The organism is Longispora sp. NPDC051575, from assembly GCF_040681875.1.
Lineage (GTDB): Bacteria > Actinomycetota > Actinomycetes > Mycobacteriales > Micromonosporaceae > Longispora.
On record NZ_JBFAZP010000009.1, the window covers coordinates 332,655 to 351,353 of the forward strand.

An 18,699-nucleotide genomic window follows, 5' to 3' on the forward strand; every position below is an offset into this window, starting at 1 on the left:
GGAGGTCAGTATGAAACTCACCCGACTCGCCGCAGTCGCCGTCATACTCGGCTGCGTGGTCGGCGCGTCCGGGTGCGGCGGCTCCGACAAGCCCCCGGCCAAGGCCGACCCGGGCGCCTCGGCCAGCGCCACGGCGGCCCGCGACCAGCAGGACAAGCGCCTGGCAACGATCCAGCTGCCGGAGGACGCCCCGGGCAAGGAGGGCGGGCCGACGAAACTCCAGCCGGGTACGCCGTTCGCGGGCTCCCCGCTCGGCGAATGTGATCCGGGCAAGGACCTGAAGTCCGACGCCCAGCTGACCCGGGCGCTCCAGCAGAGCTGGCAGGGCGGCGGCAGCGAACTGACCCTGGACAACGGCGTCTTCGGCTACGAGAAGCTGACCGCCGCCGAGGTGCTGGCCGAGATCAGGGCCCGGGTCAGCGGGGACTGCCGGAACGCGACCGGGGCCAGCGTGAAGCACGAGTTCCTCCGGGAACGCCAGCTGGTGGAGCTGCCCGGCATCACGATGTCCTATTCGTACTGCACCAAGGTGACCTACGAGGGCTTCCCCACACCCCAGGCACAGTGCTCCGTGTACTTCGGGCGGGAGATGGGTTGGGGGGTGCTCACGTGTGTCGTGGTCTCCGCGGGGAGCGAGACCGCCGCATGGAAACTCGCTTCCTCGGTCGCCCCTGCGGCGGCCGCCCGCCTGGTGGCCGCCTGACACTTCCTCGACTGGCGGGCCGCACCGAGCCGCGACGCCCGGTCGGGCGGCCCGGTCGGGCCGCCCGGGTCCGGCGATCCCGCGCGACCGCCCCGGGCCCCGTGGTCGCCCGCAACCGCCCCAGGTCCCGTGGTCCCGCGCGACCGCCCAGTTCCCGGTGGTCCCACGCGGCCGCCCAGGCCCCAGTGGTCCCGAACGACCGCCGGGGACCTACAGGTGCCGGTGCATGATGTGCAGCCCCACATAACCGTGCGTCGGATGCAGGAACCCCTCCGGAAGGGTCCCCAGGATCTCGAAGCCGAGCGCCTGCCACAGCCCCACCGCCCGGACATTGGTGGACACGACCGCGTTGAACTGCATCGCGCGATACCCCTCCCCCCGCGCCCAGTCCAGCACGTACTCCCCGAGCGCCCGCCCCACCCCGCGCCCGGAGAACGCCGGATCGACCATGAAGCTCGCGCTCGCGATGTGCGAGGCGCCGCCCATGTGGTTGGGGTTCATCTTCGCGGTACCCATGACGGCCCCGGCGGGGTCCACCGCGACCACCGTGCGGGCCGGCACGCCCAGCAGCCACATGGACCGGGCCCGGTCCTCGGGGGTGTCCCGGTCGTAGGTGTAGGTCTCCCCCGCCGCGATGATCCCGCGCATGAACGGCCAGATCGCCGGCCAGTCCTCGGCGGTCGCTTCCCTGATGATCATGTCCTCCAGAGTAAGGGGCCGGCGGGGCCCCGTAATCCCCGCCGGCCCGGTCAGCGCGCGTGGAACGATGCCCACAGCGGGACCCTCGGGGTCACCAGCAGGGGCATGCGCGCTTCGGAGGGAGTCCGGTCGCCCTTTCGGCCGTTGCACGCCGAGCAGGCGGCGACGGTGTTCTCCCAGTGGTTCTGCCCACCCCGGGACCGGGGCAGGATGTGGTCGATGGTGCTGGCGGCCTTCCCGCAGTACCCGCAGCGGCGGTTGTCGCGGGTGAGCACGCCCGCCCGGGACCAGGACGGCCCGCGGCCCCGGCGCCAGCGGGTCACCACGTAGTGCACGAGCCGGACGACCTTGGGCACGGGGAAGACCCCGATCCGTTGGTCCGGCTCGGCCTCGTGGACCTCGGCCACCCTGCGGCAGAGCATCCGCACCGCGTGCTTGAGGGAGACGCGGTGCAGGGGTCCGAGGTCGGCGTTGATGACGAGTACGGCGTTCACCGCGTCCTCCTTCGAGTGTTGTGGTGGGAACGAAAAAGCCGCCCGTCCCCGGTGGGGTGGGCGGCGGCGGGACCAGCGGAACGCTAGCCGTGCCACCGACCCGGCTCGGGGAGACCGTGGAAAGCCGCGACCGTCGCGCCGCACGCCATCGGGCGCCGGGCTTCCGTCGGGGTACACCACATGTCGGTCTCCGTTGTGATCAGGTTGTCGGGGTGACGGACAGAACCCTACGGCGGGCGGAAACAGCGTCGCAATGCTTTTATGGGTACGTGCACCAGCGACTCTCCTTCGGCGCGGCCGCCGCCGACTACGACTCCCACCGCCCCTCGTACCCGGTGGAGGCCCTCCGCTGGCTGCTCGGCGACCGCCCCCTGCGGGTGGTGGACCTCGGGGCCGGCACGGGCCTGCTGACCCGGGTTCTGCTGTCCCTCGGGCACGAGGTGCTGCCGGTGGAACCGGACCCGGGGATGCGCGCCCAGCTCGACGCCTCGACCCCCGGGGTGACCGCGCTGGACGGCTCCGCCGAGCACATCCCCCTGCCGGACGGCAGCGTCGACGCGGTGGTCGCGGGCCAGGCGTACCACTGGTTCGACCGGGAGCGGGCGCATCCGGAGCTGGCCCGGGTGATCCGGTCGGGCGGGGTGTTCGGTCCGGTGTGGAACATGCGCGACGAGTCCGTGCCGTGGGTCGCGGAGCTGAGCGGGTTCGCCCGGCTGGGCGACGGGAACAGCCGGGAGAACTTCCTGGTCGACGACTTCGGGCCGCTGTTCGAGGCGCCGGTGCGGGAGACGGTCGCGCACAGCGTGCCGATGACGACGGAGCGGCTGGTCGGGTTGATGTCGACCCGGTCGTACTTCCTGATCGCCACGGCCGAGCGCCAGGAGGAGATCCGGGCCGGGATCCGCGCGCTGACGGCCGACCTGCCGGAGACGTTCCCGCTGCCCTACGAGACCCGGGTCTACCGGGGGGTGCGGCGCTAGGGCGCGTCCATCAACCCTGCGAGCACACCACGTCCGCAGAGGGTCTGGAACACGCCGAACACCCACAGGACGTGCATGAGCATCCTGCCGGCCGTCAGGTGCCCGAAAGACAGCCAGGTCGCCCTGGACAGCATGAGGGGACCACCGGGCAGGGCCAGCGCCACGAAGATGGCCGGCCCCGGACGCGACAGCACGAAGCGGTCCTGGAGCAGGAGTTCAGGGGCCAGAAACAACACCACAGCGGCACCGAACGTGGACAGGCCCAGGGTGAACAGGACCAGCGCCCACAGGTGGCGGCGGCGGGCCACCCGCGCGGCCTGGTCCCCGTCGTGAGCGGGGACGGGCTCGGTGAAGTCCATGTCGGGTCCGGGCATCCGAGGATCATCGGGGTTGCCGCTCCGGGCCGCAAGAGTCCAGGAGGGCGCGCGCGTCGGCGTCACTGGCGATCCGTACGAAATGGAGATTCTGGTTGTCGGAGTTGGCGGCCGCCGCCCGGTAGCGCTCGCGGTATTCGGCGTGTTTCACCCACGCCCAGGCGATCACCGAATGCTCGCGGTCGACGGGCAGCAGGCCCCGCAGCGGCTCGCGGTTGCCGTTCCACAGCACCTCGCGGGTGGCCGTCCGGCGCAGGCTCCGCAGTACCACCCGCCACACGACCTGCCATTTCGGCCGGTCGAACCACACGACCGTGTCGGCGCGCGCCCAGACCAGCTCCCGCACCGCGCTGTAGTTCCCGTCGACCACCCAGCCGTCCCCGGCGACCACCTCGGCGGCCCGGGCCCGCAGCTCGTCGGCCGGCAACGGTTCCCAACCGGCCTGGTGGAAGACGGAATCCAGCTCCAGGTACGGCACGCCGAGCCGCTCCGCGAGCGCCCGGCCCAGGGTCGTCTTCCCCGAGCCGGGGGTACCCACCATCGAGACTCTGCGCATCCGGCCGAGCCTAGGGTGTCCGCGCCGGAACACAACCGCTGTGCGGCGGCCGCGGGGCTGGCCGGGTGCGGACAGCCCCGACCAGCCCCGACCGCTACAGGTTGACCGTGAACGTCGAGTCGACGCTCGGCATCACGACCGGGCCGGAGGACCGGCCGCTGCCGTCGTCGACCACGAACCTGACGGTCTGCGGACCGGAGACCTGCATCGTGTACCGGCCGTCGGGCGAGTCCGCCCACCCCATGATGTCCCCGGTGGCGGTGTTGATCGCCAGGATCCGGATCCACTGGGCCCCGGCGACCGTACCGGTCACCGTGTTGCCCTTGGACAGCTTCACGTGGCTGTTGGTGGTCCCGCCCGCCACGACCTGGAGCTTCTTGGCCTTCGTCCGGTCGCCGGCGCCGCCGGACCACTGGGCCGCGTGCGCGGGGTTGTGGGTGTAGAGCAGCGGCCACGCGTACGGGCCGAGCTTGCCGATCCGGTACTGGCCGGACGGGTCCGTGGACACGCACCGGCATTCGCCCGAGCCCGGGTGGTAGCTGCCGAGAGAGACCGTCACGTCGCGGAGCGCGGCCCCGGTCGCCTTGTCGGTGACCTTGCCGGCGATCGTGCCCGCCCGGTCGAGCCGGACATCGGGCGCGGTGCTGCTCTGACCGGCCACGACGTGCAGGGGCGCCGCCTGGAGCGGGTCTCCGGTGCCGCCGGACACGCCGACCCACTGCGCGCCGAGGTCCCCGGTCTCCGGCGCCTCGACGAACATCCGGTAGTCGCCCGTGACGTTCGGGGCGTAGATCTTCGCCACGCCGTTCGCGTCGGACCGGGTCGGCGACGAGAAGCAGCCGACGTAGCTGCTGGTGAGGGGCAGTAGGCACGGATGCGCCCCGGCCACCGGGTTGCCCGCCGTGTCGCGCACCGTCACGGTCACCATCGGGGTCGCCGTCAGGCTGGTCTGGAGCGGCACGGTCTGGCCGGCGAGGACCGTGACCGACGCCGGGCGGCCGTCGTACGTGTCGGCCCAGACGTACGCGGAGTACTCGCCGATGGTGAGGCCCTCCACGATCGCCACGCCGGTGCCCTCCGCGCACGCGGACCGGTAGCCGACGGAGGCGCAGACGTTGCCGATCGGCGCGCCCGTCGCGGAGTCGGTGGCGGTGACCCGCACGGAACCGGTCGGCAGGATGCTGTCGACGATGTCGGTGGCCTCGTTCGCGCGGACCGTGATCCAGTCGGCCGCCTCGCGGCTGCGCTTCCCGTGGAAGAACTGGGACTCGTAGCTGCCGTAGCCGGTCTGGAAGGAGACCTTGTAGTCGTCCGCGAAGGTGGTGAACGAGAACCGGCCGTCGGCGTCCGTGTAGCCCCCGAGGTCGGAGTACGAACCGCTGGCGGCGTGGTAGGCGTACACCCGGAGCTGGGCGGGGGCCGGGCCGCCGGCCGCGGTGAGCACCCGGCCGGCGAGGGTGCCGGTGGGCAGGAGCCGCTCGTCGACCGTGAGGGTCTGGTCGGCGACCACCGTGTACCGGCCGGCGGTCGACTGGGACTTCTGCCCCGGCGCGAACTGGTGCCCGGCGTCGTTGCCGTCGGCGATGGCGAAGCTCAACAGGTACTCGCCGGGGTGCAGCCCCGCCAGGGTGTACCGGCCGTTGTAGATGGTCTGGCTGCTCACCCAGCCCCCGTCGGGGGTGTACGCCCGGACGTAGCTGTACATCACGGGCTGCCCGGCGGCGTTGGTGAGCGTGCCGCTGACCGTGCCGGTCGGCAGGGCGACGTCGTCCACCGTGACGGTCTGCCCGGCGGCCACGGTGAACCGGGTCGCGTCCTCGCGCTTGACCTTGCCGTAGGCGTACTGGTCGCTGTGCGCCCAGGAGTCGAAGTAGACCAGGTACTCGCCGGGCTCGACGTCGAGGGTGAACGAGCCGTCCGCGCCGATCGGGGTCCACTTGTCGCCGGTGTAGTCCGGGTGGCTGACCCGCACCGTCGCGTAGGGGACGGCCTCGCCGGCGGCGGTGCGGTAGTGGCCGCTGATCGTGCCGGTGGCGGCCTGGGCGGGCGCGGCGAGCGCCGGCCCGGTCGGAACGAGGAGAGCGATCGCCAAGGCAGCCACCGCCGTGGCCTCCCGTAGCTTTGGCATGCGCATCTGGGGACATCCTTTGTGGATGGAGGGTGAGGAGAGCCTCCATTGTAGGTTCCAGGGCGCCCCGACACTGCCCCGTGAGGAACGACTCAAGCCCATGACCAGGGGATTTTGGGTCCCTTGGTCATGGGCTCGCGGCTACCGTCCCATCAGGACGGAGTTGTCGTCAGAAGCCGAGTTTGCGCAACTGCTTCGGGTCGCGCTGCCACTCCTTGGCCACCCGGATGTGCAGATCCAGGAAGATCCGGGTACCGAGCAGCTTCTCGATCTCCGCCCGGGACCGCACCCCCACATCCCGCAGCCGGCTGCCCTTGTGCCCGATGATGATGGCCTTCTGCGAGGGCCGTTCGACGTACAGGTCGGCGAAGATCCGGGTCACCCCGTCCTCGACCTGCACCTCCTCGACCATCACCGCGATGGAGTGCGGCAGCTCGTCGCGGACGCCCTCCAGCGCGGCCTCGCGGATCAGCTCGGCGATCAGCACGTTCTCCGGCTCGTCGGTGAGCGCGTCGTCCGGGTAGAGCTGCGGGGACTTCGGCAGCAGCTTGGTCATGACCTGGAGCAGCACGTCGACCTGCTCCCCGGAAACCGCCGAGACGGGTACGATCTCCGCGAACGCGCCCAGCTCCGCCACGGCCAGCAGCTGTTCGGCCAGCCGTTCCTTGGTGACCAGGTCCGTCTTGGTGACCACCGCGATGATGGTCGCCTTCAGCTCGCTGATCTCGCTGGTGATGAACGTGTCGCCCTTGCCGATGTCCTCGTCCGCCGGGATGCACAGGCCGATCACGTCGACCTCGCTCCACGTCTGGCGGACCAGGTCGTTGAGGCGCTCGCCCAGCAGGGTGCGCGGCCGGTGCAGGCCGGGGGTGTCGACCAGGATGAGCTGGCCGTCCGGCCGGTGCACGACGCCCCGGATGATGTGCCGGGTGGTCTGCGGCTTGTTGCTCGTGATCGCGATCTTGGCGCCGACCAGGGCGTTCGTCAGCGTGGACTTGCCGGCGTTGGGCCGGCCCACGAAGCAGGCGAACCCGGCCCGGAAGTCGGCGCGTTCCACGCCGATGCCGGCGGAGCCGCCCGCGCCGGTGCTGGGGGTGAGGAGCTGCTTGGCACCGGCCTTGTTGGCGCCGGCCTTGCGCTGCGGACCCGGGTCACGGGGCACGGGCCCCGGCCGGCCACCGGCACCCTTGCCAGCCCCGCCACGAGACTCGGCCCCACCACGGGACCCGTCCCCGCCACGGGATTCAGCCCGACCGTCACGACCTCGCGCCTCCGCCGGTCCTCGCGCCGCACCACGGCCCGGAGTCGGGTCACTGCCCGCACCCCGACCAGCCGCGGCCCGGCCGGCCGCCACACCGTCCCGACCCCACGCGGTGCCCCGGCCACCCGAGGCACCCTCGGTGTCCCGGCCGCCGCGCACCGTCCCGGAAGCCCCACCGTCGGCCCCGCGACGCGCGCCGTGGTCCCGGTCACCCGGCCTCGGCGGTCCCGACACCCGCCGCCCGTCACCGTCCCCGGCCGCCGCGGCCTGGGCCGCCGCGTTACCGGCGGCGCGTGCCCCGGGCCCGCGCTTCCAGACGGGCTTGGTCGACGGGTACCAGTCCTTGCCCTCCTGCTTGGGCTTGTCGTCCTTCTCGGGCTTGTGCCGCCCGGACCCCTTCGAGCCGGCCCTGCTCACGCCGACCCCATCACGGCGCCGGACGGATCCGCCACGTACAGCGGGGCGTCGGCGGACAGGTCGCGCACGGCGGCCAGCCCGGCCCCGTCGACCAGGGAACCCTCGGTCACGACGACCGCCGCTTCCAGCTTCGAGGCTCCGGCGGCCACGGCCTGGGCCACGGCGCCCTGGAGCGCGGTCAGGGAGAGGTTGGGCAGCGCGACGGTGGCCGCCGCGTACGTCCGGCCGTCGCCGTCGCGGACCGCCGCCCCCTCGGGGGCCCCGATCCGGGCCCTGGCCGACCTGGCCAGCGTCACCAGCTTGCCGTCCTCCGCGTCCAGCTCAGTCATCAGAACCCTCCCCATCTGTCACTTGGCGTACCACCACGGTATCGATCCTGTTCCGCCGGCCGGCGGTGCCCTCGGCGGTGAGCTCCAGCCCGGCCACCTCGGCCTGCGCCCCGGGGATCGGCACCCGGCCCAGCGTCTGGGCGAGCAGGCCGCCCACGGTCTCCACGTCCTCGGCCGGGATCTCCATCCCGAACAGCTCGCCGAGATCCTCGATCGACAGCCGGGCGAGGACCCGCAGGGAGCCGTCGGGGAGCTTCTCGACCGGGGGGCGCTCGACGTCGTACTCGTCGGTGATCTCGCCCACGATCTCCTCGAGGATGTCCTCGATGGTGACCAGGCCGGCGGTGCCGCCGTACTCGTCCACGACGATCGCGATGTGGATCCGGGCGGCCTGCATCTCGCGGAGCAGGTCGTCCACGGGCTTGGACTCGGGCACGAACTCGGCCGAGCGCATCAGCTCGCGCACGGGAAGGTCCGGGCTCTCCAGCCGGCGGATGATGTCCTTGAGGTAGATCACCCCGAGCACGTCGTCGATGCTCTCGCCGATCACCGGGATCCGGGAGAAGCCGCTGCGGATGGCCAGCGCCATGGCCTGGCGGAGCGCCTTGCGTTCCTCGATCCACACCATGTCGGTCCGGGGCACCATGACCTCGCGGGCGATGGTGTCGCCCAACTCGATCACGGAGTAGATCATCGTGCGCTCGTCGTGGTCGACCGTGCCGCGTTCCTCGGCGAGGTCGACCATCTCGCGCAGTTCGGTGGCGGTGGTGAACGGGCCCTCGCGGAACCCCTTGCCCGGGGTGACCGCGTTGCCGATCACGATCAGGAGCCGGGCCAGCGGGCCGAGCGCCCGGCCGATCCAGCGGACGAACGGGGCGACGGCCAGCGCCACCGGGTACGCGTGCTGGCGGCCCAGGGTCCTCGGCCCCACCCCGACGATCACGAAGCTGACCACGGTCATCGAGGCGGCCGTGACGGTGGCGGCCTGCCAGCCGGCGGACCACGTGTCGATCGCGACCAGCGCGACGAGGGTGGTGGCCGTCAGCTCGCAGGCGAGCCGGAGCAGCAGGAGCAGGTTGAGATAGTGCGGCTTGTCGCCGGCGATGATCTCCAGTGAGCGCGCGCCCCGGACCCCGGCCCGGGCGAGCTCGCCGCTCCGGGCCGGTGAGGACACCGTGATGGCCGCGTCGACGGCCGCGAAGACTCCAGCGAAGAGCACCAGCGTGACCGCGACGGCCAGCAGGGTTGTGTCGGGCATCAGGCCGTGCTCGCCCGCCATCCGGTGAGCAGCTTGCCCTGGAGCCCGAACATCTCGCGCTCCTCCTCCGGCTCGGCGTGGTCGTAGCCTAGGAGGTGCAGCACGCCGTGCACGGTGAGCATGTGCAGCTCGTCGTCGGTGGAGTGCCCGGCGGTCTTGGCCTGGGTGGCCGCGACCTCCGGGCACAGCACGATGTCCCCGAGCAGCGCCGGCTCGTCGTGCTCGGTGCCGTTGCCGGGACCCCGGTCGACCGTCATCTCGTCCATGGGGAACGCGAGCACGTCGGTCGGGCCGTCACCGCCCATCCACCGTTGGTTCAACTCCGCCATGTACTCGACCTCGACGAGCAGGATCGACAGCTCCGCGAGCGGGTTGATCCCCATCTCGTCGAGGGCGTACCTGGCCACGGCGAGGATCGGGTCCGTGGCGGTCTCGACGCCGGACTCGTTCGCGATCTCGATGGACACGTGTGTTCTGACTCCTGCTTGTCTAGCGCCGACGCCCCTGCTGCCGGTTGGGCAGCGGGTGCGGCCGGGCTTCCTGTCGCGCGTCGTCCCACTTGGCGTACGCGTCGACGATGTCGCCGACCAGCCTATGGCGTACCACGTCGGAGCTCGCGAGCTGGGCGAAGTGCACGTCCTCCACGCCTTCCAGGATCTCCCGGACGACCCGCAGGCCGCTGTTCGTCCCGTTGGGGAGGTCGACCTGGGTGACGTCGCCCGTGACCACGATCTTGGAGCCGAAGCCGAGCCGGGTGAGGAACATCTTCATCTGCTCGGGCGTGGTGTTCTGCGCCTCGTCCAGGACGACGAACGCGTCGTTGAGCGTCCGGCCGCGCATGTACGCCAGGGGGGCGACCTCGATCGTGCCGTTCGCCATCAGACGCGGGATCGACTCGGGGTCGATCATGTCGTGCAGCGCGTCGTACAGCGGGCGCAGGTAGGGGTCGATCTTGTCGTAGAGCGTGCCGGGCAGGAAGCCGAGGCGCTCGCCGGCCTCGACGGCGGGCCGGGTCAGGATGATCCGGGTGACCTGCTTGGCCTGGAGCGCCTGGACGGCCTTGGCCATCGCCAGGTACGTCTTGCCCGTACCGGCGGGGCCGATCCCGAACACGATGGTGTGCTCGTCGATCGCGTCCACGTACCGCTTCTGGTTCAGGGTCTTGGGGCGGATGGTCTTGCCGCGTCGGGACAGGATGTTGAGGGTCAGCACCTCGGCCGGCCGCTCGTCACCGCCGCCCTCGATCATGCCGACCGTGCGGCGGACAGCGTCTTCCGTCAAGGTCTGGCCTTTCTCGATGAGCTCCAGCAGCTCGGTGAAGACCCGTTCGGCGTGGGCGTTGTCAGCCGCCTCGCCGGTGAAGGTGATCTCGTTGCCCCGGACGAGCACGTCGCTCTTCAGGGACTTCTCCACGAGTTTGAGCATTTCGTCACGGGGACCCAGGAGCTGCACCATCCAGCTCGGGTCGCTCACGGTGATCTTGGATTGAACCCGCTGCGCCGCGGTAGGGGGTGTTCCGGACATACGTTGGCCCGTAGGGGCCTGTCCCACCTGCTCTCCCTGCCCTGGGCCGACACCGCCGGCCGCCTGCTGATGCACCCATGGTATCGGGAGAACCCCCGGGCGGCCCGCATGATTTTCGCGGCGGTCAGGAAAAAGAGCCCCCGTCGAAGGCCTGCTGGTCGCGGCTGAACCGGTACGTCGCCCAGTGCAGGCCGACGACCGTGCCCGAAGCGTCGCGGGTCAGCCGGAGCAGCTCGCCGACCTCGCGGCCCGACACGGTGCGCAGGACGTCCGCCGACTGCGGTTCGAACACCGCCGGGGCGCGGTCCGCGGGCAGGCCGGCGGCGCGGGCGACCAGGTGGCCGTTCTCCCAGCGGAAGATGTGCTCGAAGCCCTCGCCCCACCAACGACCCAGGACAGAACGGAACTCGTCGGGTACGGACGCGCCCGGCGCCCACGGGGTCACGTCGACCGGATCGTTCTCCACCGACGCGGCCAGCAGGTCGTGCGCCAGGTCGAGGACGACGGCCCCGTTGCCCGAGGAACCGAGCACGGCCGCGCCCATGCCCCGGGGGCTGCCCGGACCGCGCCGCCCGTACGCGGCGGCCAGGAAGCCCGGCATCGCCCCGTCGTGGCCCACGTGCACGACCCGGTCGGCCTGCGGCACCATGATCAGCCCGAGCCCGAACGCCGCGCCCCAGACCTCGGCGTCGTTGGTCGTGACCGGCCAGCGCGCCTCCTCCAGGGTCGCCTCGGCCAGCACCGCGCCCGCCGGGTCGACGCTCGCCGGGTCGGTCAGGAACGCCGCCCACCGGGCGAGGTCCAGTGCCGTACCCCACAGCTGGGCGGCCGGCGCGATCCCGCCGCACTCCAGGCGGGGCTCGACGCGGGCGTGGTCGGAGTACGCGTCGACCTGGTAGCCGGTCACCGCCACGTCCGTCGGCTCGCTCGTGATGGAGGTCAGGCCCAGGGGCTTGAGGACGAGGTCGGTGAGAACCTCCTCCCACGTACCGCCGCGCAGGGCCGCCACGGCCTGGCCGACCAGGGCGAGGCCGAGGTTCGAGTAGTGGAAGCGGCGCGCGGACGGCAGCACCTGCTCGGCCCGGTGCAGCTCGGCGAGCAGGTCGGCGGCCCCGGGCACCCGCAGGCTGTCCCAGACGTCGCCGTCGGGTTCGCGCTGGATGCCGGAGGTGTGGCTGAGCAGCCGGCGGAACGTGTGGACGCCGTGCGCGTCCAGCGGCAGGTGCCGGCCCACCGGGTCGTCGAGGTCGATCAGGCCGGCGTCGCGGGCCTGCAACGCCAGGACGGCAGTGAACGTCTTGGTGACCGAGCCCATCCGGAACTGGCTCGCGTCGTCGAGCGGCCGGTCCGTCCCCGAACCGCCCACCGTGAACGCCCAGTCGGGACGGTCGGCGCGCACCACCGCCGCCTGCACCGCCGGAACCCGGCCCTCCGCCTGCGCACCGCGGACCCGCCGCTCCAGCTCCTTCATGTCGGCGACGCTATCAGCCGCCGGGCGCGGCCCGATAACGGTCAGATCTCAGCCGAGCCGGCCGAGCGCGCGCCCGCCGAGCACGTGCAGGTGGACGTGGAACACGGTCTGACCGGCTTCGGCGCCCACGTTGGTCACCAGCCGGACGGAGTCGCGCCCGTCGGTCTCGGCGACCTGCCCGGCGGCGGCGACCAGCTCACCCATGAGGGCCGGGTCGGCGGCGGCCAGCTCGACGGCGTTGTCGTAGTGCGTCTTCGGCACGACCACCACGTGCGTGGGGGCCTGCGGGGAGATGTCGCGGAAGGCCAGCACGCGGTCGGTGTCGAGCACCACGGTGGCGGGCAGCTCACCCTGGACGATCCGGCAGAACAGACAGTCAGTCACTTGGGCAGGATAGACCCGCCGGGAACGAATCCGGACTGCGCGGTGGGCTCAGCCGCAGGGTGCTGCCCTGGCGCCTGAACCCGCCGCTCGCCGGATTCGCCCTCAGCGGGCCACTGCGCCTTGGAGCGAGGTCAAGATCGTCCAAACCGTTGGCGTGTACCCGGCTACCAGCGGCCCAGGCGCGCCGACAGCACCGAGAGCGCGGCGACGCCGGCCGTGGAAGTGCGCAGCACGTTCGGGCCGAGCCGGACGGGGATCGCGCCCCGGTCGGCGAAGTCGAGGACCTCGTTGGAGTCGATGCCGCCCTCCGGACCCACCACCAGGGTGATGTCCCCGGCCGGCAGCGGCACCGTGGACAGCGCGACGTCGGCCTCCTCGTGCAGGACGAACGTCGGGGTCACCTGCGCGGTGCTCCGTAGCTCGGAGACCGTGGGGAACCAGGCCCGCCGGGACTGCTTGGCCGCCTCCCGGGCCACCGCCCGCCACTTCTCCAGGGACTTGGCCGCCCGCTCGCCCTTCCAGTGCGTGATCGACCGGGACGCCTGCCACGGCACGATCTCGTCGACGCCGACCTCGGTCATCGCCTGGACGGCCAGCTCGGCCCGCTCGCCCTTGGGCAGGCCCTGGACCACGACGAGCCGGGGGTCGGCGGGGGCGGTGCGGAACCGCTCCTCCAGTCGTACCCCCAGACTGCCCTTCGCGACGTCGACCACGACGCACTCGGCGGTGGCCCCCGCGCCGTCACCCAGCAGCAGCCGCTCGCCGACCCGGAGCCGCTGCACGTCGGCGGCGTGCCGCCCCTCGGGGCCGTCCAGGGTGAACCGGTCGCCGGACGGCAGCTCCGCGACCCAGAACAAGGCCAGACTCACGCGCACTCCTCGCACTCGGGCCGGCGGCCCGCCCCGGGCACCGGTGGGCCGTCCGGGGTGCCCCGCGACCATCCGCGAGGATAACCCGCCGCCCCGCCCCCGCACCGCGCCTACGGCGCACGCGACCGGTCGAGCCGGCTCGCCACGGAGCGGAGATCGACCGGGGCACCCGTGCTGGGTGCGGCGACGCGTCCCGGAGCCCCGGTGGCGACCCGACCGGCCCGGCAGTCGGCGACCCGAGCCCGGACATGATGCGGGCCCGGGCGACCCCCGAAAGGGCCACCCGGGCCCGGAAGCCGCGTCGGCGGTTACTTGAGCGCGTCCTTGACCCGGGAGAAGAACCCGCCGCCCTGCTTGGTCACCTCGACCAGCTCCTCGCCCCGGGACCGCGCGAACTCCCGCAGCAGCCGCTCGGAGTCGCCGTCGAGCTTCGTGGGCGTCTTGACGTCCAGGTGCACGTAGATGTCGCCCCGGCCGTTGCCGCGCAGGTGCGGGACGCCCTTGCCGCGCAGCCGCAGGTTGCTCCCCGGCTGGGTGCCGGGCCGGATGTCGATCAGCTCCTCGCTGTCCAGCGTCTTGATCGTCAGCTGGGTGCCGAGGGCCGCCGCCGTCATCGGCACGGACACGGTGCAGTGCAGGTCGTCGCCCTTGCGGGTGTACACCTCGTGCCGGCGCTCGTGGATCTCCACGTACAGGTCGCCGGCCGGGCCGCCGCCGGGGCCGACCTCGCCCTGGCCTGAGAGCCGGATCCGCATCCCGTCCTCGACGCCGCCGGGGATCTTCACGGTCAGGTTGCGCCGGGACCGGACCCGGCCGTCGCCGTTGCAGGTGGCGCACGGGTTGGGGATGACGCTGCCGAAGCCCTGGCACGCGGCGCACGGGCGGGCGGTGACGACCTGGCCCAGGAACGTGCGCTGCACGCTCTGCACCTCGCCGCGGCCCTGGCAGACGTCGCAGGTCACGGGGGTGGTGCCGGCCGCGCAGCCGCCGCCGTCGCACGTGGCGCACACGATGGCCGTGTCGACGGTGAGCGGGGCCTCCAGGCCGAACGCGGTCTCGTGCAGGTCCAGTTCGAGGCGCAGGACCGCGTCCGCTCCCGCGCGCACGCGCGAGCGCGGGCCACGGCCGGCCGAGTTGCCGAAGAAGGCGTCCATGATGTCCTGGAAGCCGACGAAGGGGCTGCCGCCGGGGGGCATGCCGCCGCCGTTGGGCGCCAGCGGGTCGCCGCCGAGGTCGACCATCTGGCGCTTCTGCGGGTCGGACAGGACCTCGTACGCCGCGCTGATGTCCTTGAACTGCTCCTGCGCCTCTGGGGCCGGGTTGACGTCCGGGTGGAACTGGCGGGCCAGTTTCCGGTACGCCTTCTTCAACTCGTCCTGGCTGGCGTCCCGGCTCACGCCCAGGATCGCGTAGTAGTCCTTGGCCACTGTCGTCCTAACTCAGTTTTGGGAGTTCTGGGCGAGTATCTCGCCGACATAACGGGCCACCGCGCGGACGGTGGCCATGGTCGAGGGGTAGTCCATCCGGGTGGGGCCGAGGACCCCGAGGCCGCCGACGGCTGTCGTGCCGGGGCCGTAACCGGTGGAGACCACCGAGGTGGAGCGCAGATCGACGAACTCGTTCTCGTCGCCGATCAGGACGCGCACCATGCTGGAGGAGTCGGTCTCGCCGATCAGTTTGAGCAGCACGACCTCCTCCTCGATGGCTTCGAGAATCGGCATCAGCGAGCCGGGGAAGTCCAGCGCGCTGCGGGTCAGGTTGACGGTGCCGGCGAGGGCCAGGCGCTCCTCGCCGCGTTCGACCAGGGTCTCCAGGAGAACGGTCGACAGACTGATCATCGCGGGGCGGAGGTCGAAACGCACCTCTTCCACCAGAGCCTGCACCAGGGTCGGCGTGTCGATCAGTTTCTTCCCGACGAGCTTCTCGTTGATCTGCCGGCGGAGCGCCATGATCGACTCTTCGTCGGTCGGGCCCGGCAGCTCGCACAGCCGCTGCTCGACCCGGCCGGTGTCCGTGATCATCACGAGCATGATCCGGGTGGTACTGACCGCGATGAGTTCCAGGTGCCGGACGGAACTGCGGGTCAGCGACGGGTACTGCACGACGGCGACCTGCCGGGTCAGCTGCGCGAGCAGCCGCACGGACCGGTGGACCACGTCGTCCAGGTCGACGGAGCCGTCGAGGAAGCGCTGGATGGCCCGCTTCTCCGCCGGGCTCATCGGCTTGATCCGGCTGAGCTTGTCGACGAACAGCCGGTATCCCTTGTCGGTGGGCACCCGGCCGGCGCTGGTGTGCGGCTGGCGGATGTACCCCTCCTCCTCGAGGACGGCCATGTCGTTGCGCACGGTGGCGGAGGACACCCGCAGGTTGTGCCGTTCCACCAGCGCCTTGCTGCCCACCGGCTCCTGGGTGGCGACGTAGTCCTCGACAATCGCGCGCAGAACGTCCAGTTTCCGCTCATCCATCGGCACGCCCATCACCTCCCTGGCACTCCCGTGGCGTGAGTGCCAGTCTACGACCGCTGACAAGTCATGTGCCGACTCTGCTGTCAGCTTGCTGTCAGCTGACAGACTTCCGTGATCAAGACCACTAGGTTGTCGGCATGACGCAACCCCCTCCCCCGCCTGGCTACGGGTATCCCCCACCCCCACCAGCCAACTCCGACGAGAAGACCTGGGCACTCGTCGCCACCTTCGGCGCCGCGGTCGGCGCTTTCGTCTCCTGCGGCGTGCTCGGTTTCGTCGGCCCGCTGGTGGCTTTCCTGGCGAAGGGCAAGGAGTCCCCGGCCGTCCGGGCGCACTCGCTCGCGGCCCTGAACTTCCAGGCCCCGCTGAGCGCGGTGGCGTTCCTGTTCGTGATCGTCTACCAGTGCGCGGGCAACATCATCCCGGGCGTCGGCTGGCTGATCGGGCTCCTCGCGGGCCTCATCTCCCTGGCCGTGTTCGTCGTCGCGATCCTGTTCGGCGTGCTCGCGGGCGTGAAGGCCAACGAGGGGCAGTTCTACAAGTACCCGTTCACCTTGGACCTGATCAAGTAAGTAGGCCGGGCGCAGGGCTCCCCTACCGGGGTGCCCTGGCCTACCCTGACGTCGTGACTGACAACGATCACGACTTCCCCGTCACCGGCCCGCCGTGGAACCCGCCCCGGCCGGCTCCCGGTGGCTACCGGGTGCCCCCGCCCCCGCCGCGGTTCCAGGCGCGGCCGGGCTCCGGCTACGGGCACGGCGGCCCGGGCGACCCCGCCGACCCGGCGTACGCGGGCCCGGCCCCGCACCGCCTGGAGATGTCGGACGCGGCGATGACCCACTACCTGGGGCTGGCCGGCATCCTCGGCCCCATCCTGATGTACGTGATCAAGGGCCCCACCTCGGGCTGGGTCAGAGCCAACGCCGCCGAGGCCCTGAACTTCCACATCTCGATGATCTTCTGGTCCCTGGGCTGGATCCTGGTGTCGTTCGTCGCGGCCTGCGGGCTCGGCGCGATCACGAACGGGGTCGGCTTCTTCGTGGTCTTCCTGCTCGCGTTCGTGCCGCTGGTCGTGTCGGTCACGTTCTCGGTGATCGCCGGGGCGGCGGCCAGCCGGGGCCGGTTCTACACGTACCCGTTGACCATTCGGATGATCAAGGGCTGACCTCGGCGGTGACGGTCTCCGTACCCGTCGCGTCCTTCTTCTTCTGCCAGGTGCCGTCGCCCGGGGTCCACTCCATGCCCGCGTAGCGCACGGCGCGGACCCCGTGCTCCTCGGCGTGCGCGACCAGCCAGTGCGCGTACTGCCAGCCGGCCTGGGCGTCGCGGGGCTTGAGGTCCATGGCCGTGGCCCGGGTCGCCCCCGCCTGCCCCCAGTCGAGCTTGAGCGCGGCGGCCAGCGCGGCGACGGCCGCGGAACCCTGCTGCTTCGGGTCGCCGGGCAGGGTGCACGCCACGGCCTGCCCCGCCGAGCCGCCGAGCGCCCGGGTGAGGATCTCGGACTTCTCGGCCCACTGCTCGTACAGCTCCGGGTGCGCGCTGATCTGCACGGCCTGGGCGGCGTCGGTGACCCGCATGTCCTGCCAGCCGGGGATCTTGACGAGCTTGTCGTAGAACTTCCCGGTCGCGTACCGCTGGTCGGCGATCTGTTCCGGGGTGCCCCAGCCCATGGAGGGCCGCTGCTGGAACAGGCCGATCGAGTCGCGGTCCCCGCCCGACAGGTTGCGGATCTTCGACTCCTGCCAGGCGGTCGCGAGCGCGACCACGACCGCCCGCTCGGGCAGCTTGCGCCGGATGCCGACGGCGGCGATGGTCGCGGCGTTGGACAGCTGGTCCGCGTCGAGGGTCACCGTGCCGCCGGCGGTCACCGTGCAGGACTTTCCGGACACCGGGAGCTTCAGGTTCTCACCGAGGAAACGGGCCACGAAGTAGCCGCCGGTACAGACCAGCACGACTCCAACGGCCAACACGGTGAGTAACGTCCGGGTCCGCATGGGACACCACCCTACGCGCTAGTACGGCGCTCCGGCACCCACGAGGGGACACGCTTCGCGGCGAACGCGGCCACACCTTCCCGACCCTCGGCGGACAGGAAATATCCGGCCGACAACTCGGCCAGTTCGCGGAGCTGCTCGCGGACCGGAGCCCTGAGCAGGCCCTTCGCGCCGGCCAGCGCGCCGGGTGCGCCGAGAACGAGCGCGTCGAGGTACCGGCGGACCGCCGGATCGAGGTCGGATTCCGGTACGGCGGCTGTCACGAGTCCGACATGCTCGGCCCGGTGGCCGTCGAAGACCTCGCCCGTCAGGTACAACTCGGAGGCAGCACGGGGCGTGAGTCGGGGCAGGACTGTTGCGGAGATCACCGCCGGAATCACCCCGAGTCGGACCTCGGTGAAGGCGAACGTGGCGGCCGTCGAACACACCGCGATGTCGGCGGCGGCGATCAGCCCGAGGCCGCCGGCGCGGGCCGGGCCGGCGATCCGGGCCACGACCGGCTTGGGCGCCTCGACGAGGTCGGCGAGCAGGTCGACCAGCGCGGCGGCCGGCACCTGGCCGGACTCGCGGGCGGCGGCGGTCTCCTTCAGGTCGGCCCCGGAGCAGAACACCGGGCCGGCGTGGTCGAGCAGGATCGCCCGGACCGCGTCGTCGGCCAGGGCCTGCCGGAGCGCGTCGGTGAACTGCCTGATCAGGGGCGTGGAGAGCGCGTTGCGGTTGCTCGGGCTGTCGAGAGTGAGAGTCGCCACGCCATCCGCGGCGGCGTACCTGACGAGTTCTTCGGCCATGACCG

General features: G+C 71.8%; 21 protein-coding genes. 4 read left to right on the forward strand and 17 right to left on the reverse strand.

Going from position 1 to position 18,699, the window contains the following annotated elements:
* The first annotated feature begins 10 nt into the window (after positions 1 to 10).
* On the forward strand, positions 11 to 703 hold the full coding sequence (locus AB0M43_RS28485) for a hypothetical protein (RefSeq protein ID WP_363728849.1): 693 nt from the start codon (positions 11 to 13) through the stop codon (positions 701 to 703).
* A 210-nt stretch (positions 704 to 913) separates the two neighbouring features.
* Here AB0M43_RS28485 and AB0M43_RS28490 read toward each other — a convergent pair whose 3' ends face one another.
* Positions 914 to 1,402, reverse strand: coding sequence for a GNAT family N-acetyltransferase (locus AB0M43_RS28490; RefSeq protein ID WP_363728850.1), 489 nt, complete (start codon positions 1,400 to 1,402; stop codon positions 914 to 916).
* Between the two features lie 50 nt (positions 1,403 to 1,452).
* Positions 1,453 to 1,896 carry an HNH endonuclease gene (locus tag AB0M43_RS28495; protein ID WP_363728851.1) on the reverse strand — a complete coding sequence of 148 codons (444 nt, stop codon included), beginning with the start codon at positions 1,894 to 1,896 and terminating at the stop codon, positions 1,453 to 1,455.
* Between the two features lie 269 nt (positions 1,897 to 2,165).
* Between AB0M43_RS28495 and AB0M43_RS28500 the strand changes: the two genes are divergently transcribed.
* Positions 2,166 to 2,876, forward strand: coding sequence for a class I SAM-dependent methyltransferase (locus AB0M43_RS28500; protein WP_363728852.1), 711 nt, complete (start codon positions 2,166 to 2,168; stop codon positions 2,874 to 2,876).
* Here AB0M43_RS28500 and AB0M43_RS28505 read toward each other — a convergent pair.
* The 13 genes from AB0M43_RS28505 to hrcA form a co-directional block, all read right to left on the reverse strand.
* Complete coding sequence (locus AB0M43_RS28505) at positions 2,873 to 3,250, reverse strand: hypothetical protein (protein WP_363728853.1); 378 nt, start codon at positions 3,248 to 3,250, stop codon at positions 2,873 to 2,875. The genes AB0M43_RS28500 and AB0M43_RS28505 overlap by 4 nt on opposite strands.
* Positions 3,251 to 3,257: 7 nt before the next feature.
* Positions 3,258 to 3,806: a shikimate kinase gene (locus tag AB0M43_RS28510; RefSeq protein WP_363728854.1), complete on the reverse strand. Its 549-nt coding sequence runs from the start codon at positions 3,804 to 3,806 to the stop codon at positions 3,258 to 3,260.
* 94 nt (positions 3,807 to 3,900) lie between these two features.
* Positions 3,901 to 5,898: a carboxypeptidase-like regulatory domain-containing protein gene (locus AB0M43_RS28515; protein ID WP_363728855.1), complete on the reverse strand. Its 1,998-nt coding sequence runs from the start codon at positions 5,896 to 5,898 to the stop codon at positions 3,901 to 3,903.
* A 205-nt stretch (positions 5,899 to 6,103) separates the two neighbouring features.
* Positions 6,104 to 6,997, reverse strand: a complete 894-nt coding sequence (gene era / locus AB0M43_RS28520; protein WP_363728966.1) for a GTPase Era — start codon at positions 6,995 to 6,997, stop codon at positions 6,104 to 6,106.
* Between the two features lie 611 nt (positions 6,998 to 7,608).
* Entirely contained in the window at positions 7,609 to 7,941 is a 333-nt protein-coding gene (locus AB0M43_RS28525; RefSeq protein WP_363728856.1) for a cytidine deaminase, read from the reverse strand.
* Entirely contained in the window at positions 7,934 to 9,220 is a 1,287-nt protein-coding gene (locus AB0M43_RS28530; RefSeq protein WP_363728857.1) for a hemolysin family protein, read from the reverse strand. Before AB0M43_RS28530 ends, AB0M43_RS28525 begins: the two co-directional genes overlap by 8 nt.
* Complete coding sequence (ybeY, locus tag AB0M43_RS28535; RefSeq protein WP_363728858.1) at positions 9,199 to 9,666, reverse strand: rRNA maturation RNase YbeY; 468 nt, start codon at positions 9,664 to 9,666, stop codon at positions 9,199 to 9,201. The genes AB0M43_RS28530 and ybeY overlap by 22 nt, the downstream gene beginning before the upstream one ends.
* Before the next feature lie 22 nt (positions 9,667 to 9,688).
* A complete protein-coding gene (locus AB0M43_RS28540; RefSeq protein ID WP_363728859.1) occupies positions 9,689 to 10,723 on the reverse strand; it encodes a PhoH family protein in 1,035 nt (344 codons plus the stop codon).
* A 124-nt stretch (positions 10,724 to 10,847) separates the two neighbouring features.
* Positions 10,848 to 12,194: a serine hydrolase domain-containing protein gene (locus tag AB0M43_RS28545; protein ID WP_363728860.1), complete on the reverse strand. Its 1,347-nt coding sequence runs from the start codon at positions 12,192 to 12,194 to the stop codon at positions 10,848 to 10,850.
* Positions 12,195 to 12,242: 48 nt separating this feature from the next.
* Positions 12,243 to 12,578, reverse strand: a complete 336-nt coding sequence (locus tag AB0M43_RS28550; protein ID WP_363728861.1) for a histidine triad nucleotide-binding protein — start codon at positions 12,576 to 12,578, stop codon at positions 12,243 to 12,245.
* A gap of 164 nt (positions 12,579 to 12,742) precedes the next feature.
* Positions 12,743 to 13,447, reverse strand: a complete 705-nt coding sequence (locus tag AB0M43_RS28555; protein ID WP_363728862.1) for a 16S rRNA (uracil(1498)-N(3))-methyltransferase — start codon at positions 13,445 to 13,447, stop codon at positions 12,743 to 12,745.
* 308 nt (positions 13,448 to 13,755) lie between these two features.
* A complete protein-coding gene (gene dnaJ, locus AB0M43_RS28560; protein ID WP_363728863.1) occupies positions 13,756 to 14,874 on the reverse strand; it encodes a molecular chaperone DnaJ in 1,119 nt (372 codons plus the stop codon).
* 12 nt (positions 14,875 to 14,886) lie between these two features.
* A complete protein-coding gene (hrcA, locus tag AB0M43_RS28565; protein ID WP_363728864.1) occupies positions 14,887 to 15,918 on the reverse strand; it encodes a heat-inducible transcriptional repressor HrcA in 1,032 nt (343 codons plus the stop codon).
* 131 nt (positions 15,919 to 16,049) lie between these two features.
* On the opposite strand from hrcA, the gene AB0M43_RS28570 reads away from it, so the two are divergent.
* Positions 16,050 to 16,484 carry a DUF4870 domain-containing protein gene (locus AB0M43_RS28570; RefSeq protein ID WP_363728865.1) on the forward strand — a complete coding sequence of 145 codons (435 nt, stop codon included), beginning with the start codon at positions 16,050 to 16,052 and terminating at the stop codon, positions 16,482 to 16,484.
* Between the two features lie 53 nt (positions 16,485 to 16,537).
* Entirely contained in the window at positions 16,538 to 17,077 is a 540-nt protein-coding gene (locus tag AB0M43_RS28575) for a DUF4870 domain-containing protein (protein WP_363728866.1), read from the forward strand.
* Here AB0M43_RS28575 and AB0M43_RS28580 read toward each other — a convergent pair.
* Both AB0M43_RS28580 and AB0M43_RS28585 read right to left on the reverse strand, forming a co-directional pair.
* Complete coding sequence (locus AB0M43_RS28580) at positions 17,067 to 17,906, reverse strand: hypothetical protein (RefSeq protein ID WP_363728867.1); 840 nt, start codon at positions 17,904 to 17,906, stop codon at positions 17,067 to 17,069. The genes AB0M43_RS28575 and AB0M43_RS28580 overlap by 11 nt on opposite strands.
* 11 nt (positions 17,907 to 17,917) lie before the next feature.
* Positions 17,918 to 18,694 carry an enoyl-CoA hydratase-related protein gene (locus AB0M43_RS28585; RefSeq protein ID WP_363728868.1) on the reverse strand — a complete coding sequence of 259 codons (777 nt, stop codon included), beginning with the start codon at positions 18,692 to 18,694 and terminating at the stop codon, positions 17,918 to 17,920.
* Positions 18,695 to 18,699 lie beyond the last annotated feature (5 nt).

Bases quoted from the DNA above. Each gene is read 5' to 3' on its own strand.
- AB0M43_RS28485 (WP_363728849.1), top strand. From the start codon at position 11: ATGAAACTCACCCGACTCGCCGCAGTCGCCGTCATACTCGGCTGCGTG.
- AB0M43_RS28490 (WP_363728850.1), bottom strand. From the start codon at position 1,402: ATGATCATCAGGGAAGCGACCGCCGAGGACTGGCCGGCGATCTGGCCG.
- AB0M43_RS28505 (WP_363728853.1), bottom strand. From the start codon at position 3,250: ATGCCCGGACCCGACATGGACTTCACCGAGCCCGTCCCCGCTCACGAC.
- AB0M43_RS28510 (WP_363728854.1), bottom strand. From the start codon at position 3,806: ATGCGCAGAGTCTCGATGGTGGGTACCCCCGGCTCGGGGAAGACGACC.
- AB0M43_RS28525 (WP_363728856.1), bottom strand. From the start codon at position 7,941: ATGACTGAGCTGGACGCGGAGGACGGCAAGCTGGTGACGCTGGCCAGG.
- AB0M43_RS28530 (WP_363728857.1), bottom strand. From the start codon at position 9,220: ATGGCGGGCGAGCACGGCCTGATGCCCGACACAACCCTGCTGGCCGTC.
- AB0M43_RS28540 (WP_363728859.1), bottom strand. From the start codon at position 10,723: ATGTCCGGAACACCCCCTACCGCGGCGCAGCGGGTTCAATCCAAGATC.
- AB0M43_RS28545 (WP_363728860.1), bottom strand. From the start codon at position 12,194: ATGAAGGAGCTGGAGCGGCGGGTCCGCGGTGCGCAGGCGGAGGGCCGG.
- AB0M43_RS28570 (WP_363728865.1), top strand. From the start codon at position 16,050: ATGACGCAACCCCCTCCCCCGCCTGGCTACGGGTATCCCCCACCCCCA.
- AB0M43_RS28580 (WP_363728867.1), bottom strand. From the start codon at position 17,906: ATGCGGACCCGGACGTTACTCACCGTGTTGGCCGTTGGAGTCGTGCTG.
- AB0M43_RS28585 (WP_363728868.1), bottom strand. From the start codon at position 18,694: ATGGCCGAAGAACTCGTCAGGTACGCCGCCGCGGATGGCGTGGCGACT.